Annotated in this window: 15 protein-coding genes and 1 pseudogene; 4 read left to right on the top strand and 12 right to left on the bottom strand. The window is 65.5% G+C overall.

What is annotated here, in order from left to right; all coding sequences use genetic code 11:
- The 3 genes from A3764_RS03925 to A3764_RS03915 all read right to left on the bottom strand — a co-directional run.
- On the bottom strand, positions 1-347 hold a 347-nt coding region (locus A3764_RS03925; RefSeq protein WP_067951219.1), incomplete at its 3' end, for a peptide-methionine (R)-S-oxide reductase.
- Between the two features lie 246 nt (positions 348-593).
- Positions 594-1,295, bottom strand: coding sequence for an anti-sigma factor (locus tag A3764_RS03920; RefSeq protein WP_067921517.1), 702 nt, complete (start codon positions 1,293-1,295; stop codon positions 594-596).
- A complete protein-coding gene (locus A3764_RS03915) occupies positions 1,292-1,834 on the bottom strand; it encodes a sigma-70 family RNA polymerase sigma factor (protein WP_067921516.1) in 543 nt (180 codons plus the stop codon). Before A3764_RS03915 ends, A3764_RS03920 begins: the two co-directional genes overlap by 4 nt.
- A 259-nt stretch (positions 1,835-2,093) precedes the next feature.
- Here A3764_RS03915 and A3764_RS03910 point away from each other — a divergent pair, with 259 nt between their 5' ends.
- Genes A3764_RS03910 through A3764_RS03900 form a run of 3 tightly spaced genes read left to right on the top strand, consistent with a single transcriptional unit; the run spans position 2,094 to position 4,947 of the window.
- The gene (locus A3764_RS03910) at positions 2,094-3,314 is read left to right on the top strand and encodes an NAD(P)/FAD-dependent oxidoreductase (RefSeq protein WP_150121374.1); all 1,221 of its coding nucleotides are present in this window, start codon (positions 2,094-2,096) and stop codon (positions 3,312-3,314) included.
- Positions 3,311-4,087, top strand: a complete 777-nt coding sequence (locus A3764_RS03905) for an HpcH/HpaI aldolase family protein (protein WP_067920748.1) — start codon at positions 3,311-3,313, stop codon at positions 4,085-4,087. Before A3764_RS03910 ends, A3764_RS03905 begins: the two co-directional genes overlap by 4 nt.
- Before the next feature lie 17 nt (positions 4,088-4,104).
- The gene (locus tag A3764_RS03900) at positions 4,105-4,947 is read left to right on the top strand and encodes an NAD-dependent epimerase/dehydratase family protein (protein WP_067920755.1); all 843 of its coding nucleotides are present in this window, start codon (positions 4,105-4,107) and stop codon (positions 4,945-4,947) included.
- 83 nt (positions 4,948-5,030) lie between these two features.
- Here A3764_RS03900 and A3764_RS03895 read toward each other — a convergent pair whose 3' ends face one another.
- From A3764_RS03895 to A3764_RS03875, 5 genes are all read right to left on the bottom strand, one after another.
- Positions 5,031-5,732, bottom strand: coding sequence for an ABC transporter ATP-binding protein (locus A3764_RS03895; protein WP_067920753.1), 702 nt, complete (start codon positions 5,730-5,732; stop codon positions 5,031-5,033).
- Complete coding sequence (locus A3764_RS03890) at positions 5,725-6,507, bottom strand: ABC transporter ATP-binding protein (RefSeq protein WP_067920746.1); 783 nt, start codon at positions 6,505-6,507, stop codon at positions 5,725-5,727. The genes A3764_RS03895 and A3764_RS03890 overlap by 8 nt, the downstream gene beginning before the upstream one ends.
- Entirely contained in the window at positions 6,504-8,366 is a 1,863-nt protein-coding gene (locus A3764_RS03885; RefSeq protein ID WP_067920744.1) for an ABC transporter permease, read from the bottom strand. Before A3764_RS03885 ends, A3764_RS03890 begins: the two co-directional genes overlap by 4 nt.
- A gap of 69 nt (positions 8,367-8,435) precedes the next feature.
- Positions 8,436-9,662, bottom strand: coding sequence for an ABC transporter substrate-binding protein (locus A3764_RS03880; protein ID WP_067920742.1), 1,227 nt, complete (start codon positions 9,660-9,662; stop codon positions 8,436-8,438).
- Positions 9,663-9,717: 55 nt separating this feature from the next.
- Positions 9,718-10,785 (bottom strand): aromatic ring-hydroxylating dioxygenase subunit alpha, encoded by a 1,068-nt coding sequence (locus A3764_RS03875; RefSeq protein ID WP_067920740.1) that lies wholly within the window; start codon positions 10,783-10,785, stop codon positions 9,718-9,720.
- Between the two features lie 171 nt (positions 10,786-10,956).
- Here A3764_RS03875 and A3764_RS03870 point away from each other — a divergent pair, with 171 nt between their 5' ends.
- Entirely contained in the window at positions 10,957-11,418 is a 462-nt protein-coding gene (locus A3764_RS03870; protein WP_082851073.1) for a MarR family winged helix-turn-helix transcriptional regulator, read from the top strand.
- Between the two features lie 14 nt (positions 11,419-11,432).
- Here A3764_RS03870 and A3764_RS03865 read toward each other — a convergent pair whose 3' ends face one another.
- The 4 genes and pseudogenes from A3764_RS03865 to A3764_RS03850 all read right to left on the bottom strand — a co-directional run.
- Positions 11,433-12,017: an amino acid synthesis family protein gene (locus A3764_RS03865; RefSeq protein WP_067920738.1), complete on the bottom strand. Its 585-nt coding sequence runs from the start codon at positions 12,015-12,017 to the stop codon at positions 11,433-11,435.
- Positions 12,014-12,598: an amino acid synthesis family protein gene (locus A3764_RS03860; protein WP_067920736.1), complete on the bottom strand. Its 585-nt coding sequence runs from the start codon at positions 12,596-12,598 to the stop codon at positions 12,014-12,016. The genes A3764_RS03865 and A3764_RS03860 overlap by 4 nt, the downstream gene beginning before the upstream one ends.
- Positions 12,591-13,445: a UPF0280 family protein gene (locus tag A3764_RS03855; RefSeq protein WP_067920734.1), complete on the bottom strand. Its 855-nt coding sequence runs from the start codon at positions 13,443-13,445 to the stop codon at positions 12,591-12,593. The genes A3764_RS03860 and A3764_RS03855 overlap by 8 nt, the downstream gene beginning before the upstream one ends.
- Positions 13,442-14,297 (bottom strand): annotated as a pseudogene (locus A3764_RS03850) (6-hydroxynicotinate reductase); the annotation flags it as partial. The pseudogene A3764_RS03850 and the gene A3764_RS03855, both read right to left, overlap by 4 nt.

Here is a 14,297-nt window from a genome sequence, read left to right as displayed (position 1 = left end):
TCGTCCGGCATCGTCTCCACCGCGTTGTCGAGCGGGGCGGTAAAGCTGGGCCAGCCGGTGCCGCTCATGAATTTGGTCTCGGAGGAATAGAGCGCCTGTTCGCACCCCTTGCAGTGGAAAATCCCCGCCCGCTTCTCTTCGTTCAGGGGGCTGGAAAAGGGGCGTTCGGTGTCGCCGTTGCGCATGACGGCATATTCCGCCTTCGTCAGCCTTGAACGCCATTCATCGGCTGTGCGCTGCACTTCGAATACACCGGGAACGAATGGCTCTTCGGCCATCGCGACAGTGCCGAAACCCAGACCGACGCTCGCCAGGCCGGCGGTTTGAAGGAAATCTCGTCTCAACATGGTTTACTCCCGTCGTCCTTGCGAGGGTCCCCAAATTTGGACCGGCGCCACGCGCCGGTCCAATAAATCGTCAACTCAGGTCGACCCATAATCACAAACTTTTTGCGGAAGCGGCGTTAACGAACACATGTGCCGTCGCACACCGAGCCGCGTTCCGAGAGGTCTTCTACCTCGTGAGGCTAACGCATTACCCTAACTAACAGTTTCATCGCGTACGATGATTTCATCCTACACGCGCATTCGTGATCAGAACGTGATGAAACTACCACTCGCCAAGACGCTGCCCGTGGGCTGGCCTTCCGGCGCGCCGCCCGGCGGTTCGTCGGAGACGGCAAATGTAATGCTGGGCAACTGGCCCGCCATAGCGGGGGGCAGCTGAACGGTCGTCTGATCCTCTGCCAGCAGGCCCATGGAGATGGGGGCCTGATCGGGCAGGATCGCCCAAAGCTCCAGCACCCGCCCGGGAGGAGGACCCCCCGCCACCTGCCGGATGGACAGACTGTCGCCTGCCGCATCCGCCACGGCCAGAAGACGCAGATCGCTGTCTTCGCCCGTCAGCGTCGCCACCTGCACCGCATCGGGCGTCACCCCCGGCACCGGTCCCCGGCTTGCATCCTGCCACAGGATAATGCCGAGAACCCCGGCAAGGAGCATCGCCGCCGCGCTCACCCCGCGCCAAAGGCGCAGCCTGCGCAGCACCGACCGCTGCTCTTCGGGGAAGAGCGTGGCCAGCAGCGCCCGCTTTTGCCTGCGGGAGGGCGCGACAGGCGCGATATCGTCCGTCAATGCCGCGAAACGTTCCTGCCAGCCTGCCACCCGGGCGGCGAAGTCGCGGTCCTCCTGCGCGCGGCGGCGTGCATCCGCGTGCAGATCGCCTTCCAGCAGGCCCAGCACGTATTCGGCGGCCAGCAGGTCGTCTTCGCGGTGGAATTGTGCCGTATCGCTCATAGGCTCATGCACTCGCGCAGCGCGATAAGACCCCGCCGCAGCCATGTCCGCATGGTGTTGAGCGGTATGCCGAACTGCTCTGCAAGATCGGCATAGCTGCGCCCGTCAAGGTAGGCCCCGCGCACGGCGGCGCCGCGGTCGGCCTCCAGACTGTCGAGGCATCCCGCCAGTTTCGCCGCTTCGGACGCCGCGATGGCGCTTTCCTCTGGCCCCGGGCCGGGCGCCGGAAGTTCGAACCCCGGCGCGTTCACATCCCTATGACCGCTGCGCTGCGCGCGCAGCCGGTCGATGGAGGTATTGCGCGCAATCGTGATGAGCCACGTCATGGGGGACAGGCCGTTCGCGCTGTAGCGATCGGCGTTGTTCCAGATTTTGACGAAGGAATCCTGCATGGCGTCCTCTGCTGCGGCGCGGTTATTCAAAACACGCAGGCAGACCCCGAAGAGTTTCGCGCTGACCCGGTCGTAGAGCCCTTCGAAGGCCGCCCGGTCCTTCAGCGCCACGCGGCCTATCAGTCTTTCGATTTCCTCGCGGTCCATCGGCCTGCGGCTCCTCGGTTCCCCGGTCTCTCCGCGACGTCCCGCGCGGCTCGCCCGAGAATTGCGGTCCCGGATGGAGATGTCAAACGATCCCGAAACACCCCGGCCCGCAGAAGCACAGAAAATCGGCGCGCGCCCGTGCACAGAGCTTGGCTTTGGCCGAGGGGCCGGTCTAGGCTCCGACCGGAAAGCGGTCGCTGCGCGACTACTGCAAAGCCCGGCGCGGGGCCGCCCGGAGCATGGGAAGGACCGAAACCAGATGTCGGACAAGGGCATGGCCGCGCCGCCGCGGCACAACAGCTATGACGTGGTGATCGTGGGCGGTGCCATGTACGGCTCCGCCGTGGCGTGGTGGCTGACCCGGATGCCCGGCTTTGACGGCAAGGTGCTGGTGGTGGAACGGGACCCGACTTACGAATTCGCCTCCACCAGCCATACCAACAGCTGCATCCGGCAGCAGTTTTCAAACGCCACCAACATCCGGGTGTCCCAGTTCGGGGCGAAGTTCATCCGCAATTTCCGCGAGTTCATGGGCGGCGATCCGGAGGTGCCGGAACTGGCCCTGCAAAGCTATGGCTACATGTATCTCGCCGATACGCCGGAATTTGCGGAAGTGCTGCGCGAGGCGCAGCAGATACAGCAATCACTGGGCGCAGGTACACGCCACATGAGCCGCGACGAGATCGCGGAAGCCTATCCGTTCTACAACCTCGATGGCATCCTCGCCGGGAACCACAACCTGATCGACGAAGGCTATTTTGACGGCGGCACCATGTTCGACTGGTTCCGCCGGATGGCCCGTCGCAATGGGGTGGAATACGTCCATGACGAGGTGGTAGCGATGGAATTGAACGAAGGCGGAACCAACGTCGATGCCGTGACCCTGAAGGGCGCGGGCCGGATCGCCTGCGGCACGGTGGTCAACGCCTCCGGTCCCCGGGCAAAGGCCACTGCCGCGATGGCGGGGATCGACCTGCCGGTGGCGCCCCGGCGGCGCTATACCTATATCTTCGACGCCGCCGAACCGCTGGACCGCGACCTGCCGCTGACGATCGACCCCTCGGGCGTGCACATGCGCACAGACGGGCGATACTACCTCGCCGGATGCCCGCCCGACGACGACCCCGACATTGCCTATGACGATTTCGCCTTTGACCACGACTTGTGGGAGGACAAGGTCTGGCCCGTGATCGCCACCCGCGTGCCCGCCTTCGAACGGGTCAAGGTGATCAACGCCTGGGTGGGGCATTATGCCTACAACAAGCTCGATCAGAACGCGATCCTGGGGCGGCATGTCAAACTGCGCAATTTCGTCTTCGTGAACGGCTTTTCAGGGCACGGGTTGCAGCAGGCCCCGGCGATGGGCCGCGGGACGGCAGAACTGATCACCTACGGCGAATACCGCGCGTTGGACCTTTCGCCCTTCGATTACGACCGCATCGCGGAAAACCGGACTTTCCTAGAAAGGGCCGTGATTTGAAACTGTCCACCAACCCCTTTCTGAAAGCTATGCGCGCCGGAAACCGGCAGGTGGGGATCTGGGTCAGCCTCTCCAGCCCCTACGCGGCGGAGGCGATTGCGCCCGCGGGCTATGACTGGGCCCTGCTGGACATGGAGCACAGCCCCAACGAGTTGCACACGCTGCTGGGCCAGCTTCAGGCCTTCGCCGCCAGCGGCACGACCGCCATCGTGCGGCCCGACTGGAACGATCCCGTCAAGGTAAAGCGCCTGCTGGATCTGGGCGTGCCGGGACTGCTCTTTCCCATGGTGGAAACGCCGGAGGAAGCTCGCGCCGCCGTGGCCGCCTGCCGCTATCCGCCGCGCGGCAAACGCGGGGTGGCCGGGACCGCGCGGGCCAATGCCTTTGGCCGCATCACGGATTACTACACCCGGATCGAGGAGGAGACCGCGATCCTGGTCCAGCTTGAAACCCGGCAAGCGGTGGAAAACGCCGTGGCCTACGCCGAGGTGGACGGCGTCGACGGCATCTTCTTCGGCCCGGCGGATATCGGCGCGGACATCGGCCTCTTGGGCCAGCCCATGGCGCCGCAGGTCTGGGACCTGATCCGCCCCGCCGCGCGCCGCCTCATCGATCGCGGCATGCCCGTGGGCACGCTGGTGTCGGATGCGGATTTCGCCGCCGAGCTTCTTTCCGAAGGGTTCACCTTCGTGGCCTGTGGATCCGACGCAGGCCTGCTCGCCAAGGGGGCGGACCGGCTGCTGGCCGCCGTGCGTGACAAGATTGCCGAATGAACTGAAGGATGTATGAGATGAAGTTGAAAAAACTGGTGCTGACCGGCGCAGCGGGGCGGCTGGGTTCCTACCTGCGGGAACCGCTGAGCAAGATGGCCGATGAACTCGTCAGCACCGATATCGCCGAGGACATCGGCACGCTTTACGACGGCGAAAGCTACCACCGCGCGGACCTTGCGCAATACGATGAGATCGTGCCGCTGCTGGAAGGCGCCGACATGGTCATCCATTTCGGCGCCATCGTCGACGAAAAGCCCTTCATGGAACTGCTCGGGCCGAACTTCATCGGGTCCTATAACATCTTCGAGGGCGCATCGCAGCACGGGGTGCGGCGGGTGGTCTATGCCTCCTCCATCCACGCGGTGGGGATGCACAAGAAGGCGGATTTCATCGGCATCGACGCGCCGCACCGGCCAGATACCTTCTATGGGCTGGCCAAATGCTTCACCGAGGACATGGGCAGCATGTACTGGGACAAGCGGCAGTTGGAATCGGTTCACCTGCGCATCCTGAGCGCGGCACAGGTCAACAACGCCCGCGCGCTGGGGTCGTGGCTGTCCTACGATGATCTCATCCACCTCGTGACGCGGGCGATCGATACGCCGTCGGTCGGATTCTCGGTGATCTACGGGGTCAGCAACAACGACCGCGCCCCGGTGGACAACGCAAAGGCCTCCTTCCTCGGTTACCGGCCCAAGGACAATGCCGAACAATTCGCCGAAGAGGTTCTGGCGCAGACCGATGCCCCGGATGTGACCGACCCCGGCGAGATGTGCCACGGCGGCCCCTTCGCCAAGGTGGATCTGGGCCAGAGCGGTCTGGCGCAGATGAACATCGTGGACGACCGAAAGAAGACCTGATGCGGCCCGCCCCCGCCGCCCGTGCATGGTGCAGGCGGCGGGACGCTCCGCGGGGAGTATTTGAAAAAGGGTGAAGGGGCGGCTCAGACCGACAGGTAGGCGTCGCGGATTTCGGGCTGCGCCTTGAGTTCGGCAAGGCTGCCCGCGAACTTCGCGGAGCCATGTTCGATGATCACCACGGCATCGGCCACGGCCTGTGCGAAATGCAGGTTCTGTTCGGAGAGCAGCACCGTCAGGCCCTCGGTCTTGAGCTGCAGGATAATCCTCGCCATCTGCTCGACGATGACGGGCGCGATGCCTTCGGAGGGTTCATCGAGCAGGATCAGCGCGGGATTGCCCATGAGCGAGCGCGCGATGGTCAACATCTGCTGTTCGCCGCCCGAAAGCGCCTTGCCCCGGTTGTGCCTGCGTTCCGCAAGGTTCGGAAAGAGGTCGAAGAGCATGCCTTGCGTCCATGCGACCGAGCCATCGCGCGCGGGCTGGCGGCCGACTTCGAGGTTCTCAAGCACCGTGAGATCGGTGAAGATGCGCCGTTCTTCCGGGACATAGCCCAGACCCATCCGCGCGACCTTGTAGGACGGCAGCCGGGTGATGTCCTGCCCGCGGAAGGTGACCCGGCCCGCCCGGGGGCGGACAAGCTGCATGACCGATTTCAGCGTCGTGGTCTTTCCCGCGCCGTTGCGGCCCAACAGCGCCACCACCTGCCCCGCCCCGACCGTAAGGCTGAGGTCGCTGAGGACCTGCGCCTTGCCGTAGTAGGAATCCACGCTTTCCAGTTCAAGCATCATGGGCCCCCGCGGCTTGCGCGGCGAAGACGGTGCCGCCACCAAGGTAGACCTCCTGCACGCGGGGGTCTGCGCGGATTTCCTCCACCGGGCCATTGGCGATGAGCTGGCCGCGGTTCAGCACCATGACCCGGTGCGCATGGGCGAAGACCACATCCATGTCATGTTCGGTGAACAGCACGCTGATCCCCTTGCTGTTCAGGATATCGGCGGTGAGCTGCATCAGACCGATCCGTTCGCGCGGGGCCATCCCGGCGGTGGGTTCGTCCATCAGCAGCAGGAAGGGATCATGCGCCAGCGCCGTGGCGAGTTCCAGCCGCTTGAGATCGCCGTAGGCCAGCACGGCGCAATGCCGGTCGGCCTGATCCTCCATGCCCACGGTTTCCAGCAGGTCCATCGCCTCATCGCGGTAAAGGCGCGTGGCATAGGGCAGCGGGGCATAGATCCGGCGGTAGTGCGAGATCAGTGCCATCTGCACGTTTTCCACTACTGTCATGGAGGCATAGGTCGCCGTGATCTGGAAGGTCCGGCCCACGCCCATCCGCCAGATGCGGCGGGGCCGCATGCCGGTAATCTCCTGCCCTTTCAGCAGCACCTTTCCAGCCGAGGGACGAAGCTGGCCCATCAGCATGTTGAAACAGGTGCTCTTGCCCGCGCCATTGGGACCGATCAGCGCCAGAAGCTCACCGGGGGCGAGATCGAAGCTGACGTCATCCACCGCGCGGATGGCGCCGAAGCTGCGCGACAGGTTGCGGACAGACAGGACCGGGGTCATCGCAGCTCCCTCTCTCCGCGCAGCCAGCCCAGCCGTTCACCGAGCTTGCGCAGGCTGCCGACGATCCCGTCGGGGGCGACGATCACCACGAAGATGATCAGCAGCCCCAGCGCCAGCCGCCAGTATTCGAACCGGGTCAGCACGTCCTTCACGCTTTCGAAGAAGGCGCCGCCCACCCAGCCGCCCGACAGCGTCTTCACCCCGCCGAGGAAGACGACGATCAGCGCATCGAAACTGCGCGCGATCTCAAGCTCGTTGGGAAAGACGCTGCCCTTGGAAAAGACGAAAAGCCCCCCGGCGAGCCCCGCCATGGTGCCGGCGAAGGTAAAGGCCACCCACTGCACATGGCGGGTGTTGATCCCCGTCGCCTCGGCCTGACGCGCGCTGTCGCGGGCGGCGCGCAGCGCGTAGCCAAAGGGCGCATGGGCCGCGTGGCGCAGCAGCAGGATGCCACCGACGCAGAGAACGAGAGCGAGGTAGAAGAACACCACGTTGTCCGAGGCCCAGTCGGACGGCCAGATATTGACCAGCCCGTCGTCCCCGCCGGTGATGTCGCCCCACTGGAACGCAAGGCTCCACAGCAGTTGGCCGAAGGCGAGCGTCAGCATGGCGAAGTAGACCCCGGTGGAGCGCAGGCAGACCCAGCCGATGACAATGGCGGCAAGGCCCGCGCCCAAGGGCGCCAGCAGCAGCGCCAGTTCCATGGGCGTGCCCGCATAGGTCACCAGCAGCGCGGCCACATAGGCGCCGCCACCGAAGAAGGCCGCGTGGCCGAAACTGACCAGCCCGCCCTGCCCCAGCAGGAAATGCAGCGAGGCCGCGAAGAGGCAGAAGATCAGGATGTCGGTGATCAGGACATTGTAGAAGTTGCTGCCCAGCAGCGGCACCGAGGCCAGCAGGGCCAGCAGGAAGGCCACAAGCAGCCGCACCCCGGTGCCCGCCGGGCGGATCGGGCGCTCGGGCTCTCCGACCTGGCCGTGTTCGCCGGCGACCTCCTCCCGGCCCAGAAGGCCGAAGGGGCGCACCATCAGCACGATCACCATGACGACGAACATCAGCACCAGCGTGGATTGCGGCAGGTAGGTCACCCCGAAGACATTGAGGACGGAGATGATCACCGCCGCCAGATAGGCCCCCGGCAGCGACCCCATGCCACCGATCACCACCACCACGAAGACGGACGCGAGGATGGAGAAATCCATCAGCAGATCCGCGCCGCCCTTGGGCAGTTGCAAGGCCCCGCCGAGGCCCGCAAGCGCGCAGCCCAGAAAGAACACCCCGGTAAAGAGCCACGCCTGATTGACGCCAAGTGCGCCCACCATCTCCCTGTCCTGGGTGGCGGCCCGGACCAGCGTGCCCACCCGCGTGCGCGCGATGAGATACCACAGGGCCAGCGCCACAAAGGGCGTGATGACAATGAGTGCGATGTCATATTGCGGCACCGGTTCGCCCATGATCCGCACGACCCCCTTCAGCCCCGGCGCGCGGGGGCCCAGCAGGTCCGTCGGCCCCCAGATCATCAGGGTAAGGTCCTGTATCACGAGGATCACGCCGAAGGTCGCCACAAGCTGGAACAGTTCGGGCGCGGAATACACGGGGCGCAGCACGCAGATCTCGACGATGATGCCGATCAGCCCAACGATCAGCCCGGCCAGCAGGATCGCGCCCCAGAAGCCCACCGCACCGGGCAGCACCTGCATCAGCGTATAGCCGACATAGGCGCCCAGCATGTAGAAGGACCCATGGGCGAAGTTAACCACGCGGGTCACGCCGAAGATCAGCGACAGGCCTGAGGCCACCATGAAAAGCGCACCGGCATTGGCAAGCCCGGTCAGAAGCTGTGCGATGAACAGACCCATGAACTCTCCTGCTGGACCGGTGGCGTCCCCCGGACCACGCCGGGGGAGCTTGGGCTATCCTGCGCGCGCCTATTCGGCGGGGCGCAGCTTGGCCACCTCTTCGTCGGACGGCAGGTAGTCGGCACCGTCCTTATAGGTCCAGTCGGTCATCACACCGGCACCGTCCTTCAGCATGGTCTTACCGACGAAGGCGCCCATGGTCGCCTGGTTGTCGATTTCGCGGAAGGTGATGGTATCGACCGGGGTTTCGACGGTCAGCCCCTCGAAGGCCTGCCGAATGGCGTCACCCTCTGTCGATCCCGCCTTTTCGATGGCGGCGGCGATGGATTGTGCCGTCATGTAGCCCACGAGCGATCCCAGCTTGGGCGTTTCTTCCCAGCGGGCCTGATAGGCATCGACGAAGGCCTTGTTGGCACCGTCGTCTTCGGTGAAATCGTACCAGGGATAGCCGGTCACCACCCAGCCTTCCGGGGCCTCGTCGCCCAGCGGTTCGATATATTCAGGCTCCCCGGACAGCAGGCCATAGACGGTGCGCCCCTCGAACAGGCCGCGGGTGCCGCCTTCGCGGACGAACTTGGCCAGATCGGGGCCGAAGGTCACGTTATAGATCGCATCGGGCTTTGCCCGTTCCAGCGCCTGAACCTCGGCGCCCGCGTCGATCTTGAAGAGCGCGGGCCATTGCTCGCCCACGAACTCCACCTCGGGCTTCAGTTCGGTCAGCACCTCCTTGAAGGCCGCCACCGCGTCCTTGCCGTAGGCGTAGTTGGGCGCGATGGTCGCGTATTTCACGGCATCGGTCTGGGCGGCTTGTTCGGCCAGCATGGCGGCCTGCATATAGGTCGAGGCGCGCAGCCGGAAGGTCCAGGGGTTGCCCTGGCTCCATGTGACGGCATCGGCCAACGGTTCCGCCGCGAGGTACACCCATTCCTTTTCCGCCGCGAGCGAGGCGATGGCCAGCCCCACGTTGGACAGGATGGAGCCGGTGATCATGGCGGCGCCTTCGGAGGTCATCAGCTCTTCGGCGATCTTGATCGCCTCGCCCGGATCGCCCTGATCGTCGCGGAAGATGAATTCGAGCGGGCGGTCCAACACGCCGCCCTCGGCGTTGATCTCCTCCAGCGCCAGTTCGATGCCCTTCTTGTAGGGTTCGGCAAAGGCGGCGAGGCGTTTGTAGTGGTTGATCTCTCCGATCTTGATCGGCTCACCGGACTGCGCCATCAGCGCCATGCCGCTCGCGGCCCATGTGCTGGCTGCCACCAGACCCGTGATGCCCGTCAGGAATGTCTTTCTGTTCATCATGTCCCCCTGTCGTTGCGGAACGGTCCGAGCCGCCCCGATTGTTCAATGTCGATCAGTCGTGCTGAACGAAGACCGGCGATACCGGTTCGCCCAGATCGACCGTGGCTTCGGCCTCCAGCATGTCGCGGATGCGCATCCGGTACACGTTCGGGCCCTTGTCGATCGCGATGCGGATGGGTTTGCGCTTCTGAGGGCGCTGCTCCTCTTCGTGGATCGCCTCCAGAATGGCTTTATCCTCGTCGAACGCAATGCGAAACATGCGGTCCATCTGCTCGGATGCCTCTTCGTCACCCAGCGCGGTGTTGCGCAGATGCATCCAGTGATCGATGGTATAGCCTTCCTCCACCGGTGTGACGAAATGCAGCGCGAAGATGCGCACGCCCTTGTCCCGCTCCTCCTCCGGAAGGGCAAGATTGGCGTCGGCGCTGCCGAAATCGATCACCGCGGTGGAGGGCAGATGCAGGTAGTAGTAATGCCAGCGGTCCACGTTGCCGGAAAAGCCGCCGAACTTCTTGAAAAAGCCGATCGGTTCCGCATCGCGGATCCAGCGCCAGGCGACGATTGCCTCGCCGCCGGTCTTGACGTGGACGGGGACGTTTTCCGACGCCGCATTGCCCAGTGTCGTGGGATGCACGAAGCTGACATGGGCCGGGTCGACAAGGTTTTCCGCCACATTGAGGTAATTGGCGCGGATATGCAGCTTGTCCCCGTGGTGGACATGCCAGTTCGGATCCGCAAGCTCCGGCATGTCGAAGCACAGGGCCGGGTCCGCCGCCTCTGGCTCGCCCATCCAGATCCAGACGATCCCATGGCGTTCGAGCGTCGGATAGGCGTCTACATAGGCCGATTTGGGCAGGTTCGACTGCCCCGGCACCCGGACGCAACGCCCGTCGGCCCCGAAGGTCATGCCGTGATAGCCGCATTGGATCGTATCGCCAATGCGCTTGCCCCGGCTCAGCGGCAGAAGGCGGTGCGGGCAGCGGTCCTCTAGTGCTACCATTTCGCCCGCGCGGGTCCGGAACAAAACGAGGTTCTGGGCGCAGATCGTCAGGGGGACCAGCCGGTCCTCGAAATCCGTTGACCACCCGGCGACGTACCAGCTGTTCTTGACGAATGGCATGCGGCCTGCTCCTTCAAGGTTGCATCGGGACCGGAAGCGATGGCCCCATGAAGCACCAAGAAATTGTTAGCTGTCAAACAAAATTTTGGCAGCTATAAGTAGCAAAAGCGCCCGGTATTCCACCGGTGCCGCAGGCAGCGGCCCGCGGCGCTTCAGCGAAGGACGACACATTTGCCAACCGATACCCCACCCCGCGCCGACCCCGATACGCCCCCGACACGAGGGGCCGAAAGCTACCGGCTGGAGGACCAGATCGGCTTCAAGCTGCGGCTCGCAAGTCAGCGCCATATCGAGATTTTCTCGCGCCGCCTGCCCGAGGTAACGCCAACCCAGTTCGCCGTTCTGGCCAAGCTGCGCGAAACCGGCCAGATCAGCCAGAACCAGCTGGGCCGCAGCGTGGGCATGGATGCCGCGACCACCAAAGGCGTTGTGGACCGGCTGCGCCGCAAGGGGCTGGTGCAAAGCGCGCCTTCGGGCACCGACATGCGGCGGCTCGATATCTCGTTGACGACGGAGGGGACTCGTTTTGCGTCTGACGCTGTCGCCACCGCCCGCGCCATTTCCGAAGAAACGCTGGCCCGGTTGACCAAGCGGGAGGCCGCGCGGCTTCTTTCCCTCCTCGACAAGCTCTAACGCGTCAAGCGCGCCTAGCGCAGCCCGTCCTTGCCCTCCGCCTCTTCGTGGGTCAGCCCGCCCACGCGCGGCAGAGGGCGACCGCTGTCGGTGACCGCCACGGCAACCATGATCTCGCCCGCGCGGGGCGCATCGTTCAGCCGCACCTCGATCCCGTCGAAATGGCTGCGTACATAGGCCGCGTCCTTATGGCCGAGCGGCACGTCCAGCACCTGCCCCGGCCCCCCCATCTTCTTGGAGGACGGCACCAGCGCCGCGCCCTTTTCCACCGCCTTGCGCAATGGCGCGCCCAGCTTGGGGTGCAGGATCGCCGCGGCATGTTCCAGCTCGCCCGCCTCGCCCACCATGGCCGCCTTGCCGTAGCTTTCCGCCTGCGCCGGCGTGATGCCCAGCGCCTTTACACAGCGCTCCCCCAGGACCCCGCCCAATTCGGCCCCGATCTCCATCAGGTCCGACAGGTCTTCTTCGTAGCGGCCCGCAAAGGGGTTGGCGATGACAGCCACCGCCACGGCCTTGCGGGTGGGCGGCTCGATGTCCCGCCCCATTTCGCGGCGGGTTTCCTCCACCCATGTGGCGATCTTGCGTATCTCGGCCTTCATCTCAATCCGTCCTTTCCTTCGATTTCCGCAGCCGCCAATCCGCCGGCCCTGTGATGCACGCGCGGCCCCGTCGTCATCACCAGCACAAAGGCCAGTTCATCGGCCCGGGGCGCATCCGGCAGGCCGACCTCGATGCTGTCGAAATGGCTGCGCACGTAGGAGGCGTTCACGTGGGTGACGGGCACATCGAGCCGCGTGCCCGGCCCGCCGACCTTCTTGGTCGAGGGCACGATGGCCTTCGCCCCGCCCAGCACGTCGCGCATGGCGTAGCCCCCCGGCGCATGCCAGAGCGCGCCGTGCTCCAACTCGCCCGCCGTTCCGACGATGGCGCCCTTGCCATAGCCTTCGATTTGCGATGCCTCCCCGCCCAATGCGGCCAGCAGCTTCTGCGCCATGCCGAGGCCCAGCGGCTTCAGGTCTTCCATGAAGGGCTGGATCTCTTCGGCGTAGCGGCCCGCGAAAGGGTTGCGGATCACCGACATGATCCAGCCGCGCTTGGGCGGGCGGTCCGCGACGGGGCCGCCTTCGTGAAAGATCTCTTCGACGCAGACCGAAGTCTTGCGAATGAGGACGTCATGCATATGCGAACTCCTTCAGGGGATGGCGCTGGTACGCAGGCAGGCCGAGCAGGCGCGCCTGCCCCCGCAGAAACAGAGCCGCCCCCGCGATCAACCCGCCTTGCTGCAATTCCGTGGCCCGCCGCAGGCCGGCCTCCAGCGCGCGCGCGGTATCCTCGGGCGACAGGGGGCCGAGGGCAAGGGTGACGGGCGCGTCGCCCAGATCACTGTCCTCGCGCAGCTCCCTCGCAGGTTTGCGGAGAACGGCAGGATGCCCCGGCAGGTCAACGACGTTGGCGATGATCGTCGCGGCAGCGTCGGCCATGGCGGCGGAGGGTGCAAGCACCGTGACCGCATCCGCGATCCCGAGGCTGTGGCTCCGCCCGCCCCGCCCGCTGGTGGCGATTCCGCGCGGCGCATCCGATGCAGTCAGGCTCAGGCTACCCCAGCGGCCACCGTCCGGGGTGGCCAGCGCCACGTCGAAGCGCGCAGCACCCCGCAGGTGCAGGGCGATGTCGCCCCCGTTGTTGACATAGGCCCGGTCTAGCGGGGCGGCATCGGTCATGGCGGCAAGCACGGTTTCGGCCACCGCACCGGCAACGGCCACCATCGGCGTGGTCTGGCCATCGGCAAAGGGGCGCGCGGCCTCATGCATCCGCCGTGCCACAGCGCCCTTCGGCACATCCCCCGCCGTCACGGGGCGGCGCAGCAGGTCCAGTTCCGCCGTCAGTTCCGCCAGTATCGTGGCAAAGCGATCTTCGGCGGCGGCAAAGGCAGGCTCGCGCGCGCCATTGGCCCCGATCACCAGATCGATGGGCCCGTGCTGAAGGTGCAGCCGGTTCCCCGGCAACCGCGCGACCTGAATGCTCATTCCCGGCCCCGCTTCCACGTGTAGTTGCGATGATCGTTCGGGTCCGGCTGCTGATTCATCGGGCCCACCTTGCGCACGGCGGGGGTGATCACCTCCGCCACAGGGCGCACATGTTCCACATGACCGCCGAGCGCGCCGTAGTCCTCGCGCCGCAGGGTAAATTCGATGGGCGCCACGAGCGCGGGTGTGGGCACATAGCCGAAGGAGTTCGTCGGCATGTCCATCACGTCGGCCATCACGGTGATCCCGCCCCCGGGCCAGACATAGGCCTCCGCCCCACCGCAGGAGACATAGGTCAGCCCGTCCTTGACCGACCGGGTGAGTCGCACGGGGTTTTCCGTGACCCCCGCGCGCAGCGATCCCCCGGCCCCCCCCATGAAGAGGACCGAACAGGGCGACGGTTCGCAATTCTCCGCAATCCTTTCGGCAACGGCCAGCAAGGGTGCGGTGATCTCCGCCGGGCGTGGCTGCAGATCGTCATCCAGCACGAAATAGCCCCATTGCTCCCCGGTGGTGGAGATCATCAGCAGCCGCAGGCCCGGCCATGCCTTCTTGGGGTCGGCGGGTTTCAGGATCGACAGCGGGTCCTCCACGTCCGTCCCGCCCCAGCCGGTGCCCGGCTCGGCCACCTGAAAATAGCGCCCCGGGGTGGACCTGCGCCCCTTTACCCTGATGCCCGAAGGCGTCATCTCCAACCCCCGGCCCGCCTCATGCTCGCTCAGCACGCCGGTGATATGATCATCCACCACGACGACCTCGTCGACATGGCCGTGCCACTGCTTGGCGAACATCCCGATGGTGGCGGAACCGCAGCCCACCCGCATCAGCTTTTCCGGCACCCCGTTGATGATG

The sequence above is a fragment of the Sulfitobacter sp. HI0129 genome (assembly GCF_001635395.1).
In the GTDB taxonomy this organism is placed as follows: domain Bacteria; phylum Pseudomonadota; class Alphaproteobacteria; order Rhodobacterales; family Rhodobacteraceae; genus Sulfitobacter.
This window is presented reverse-complemented; position numbering and strand designations above follow the sequence as displayed.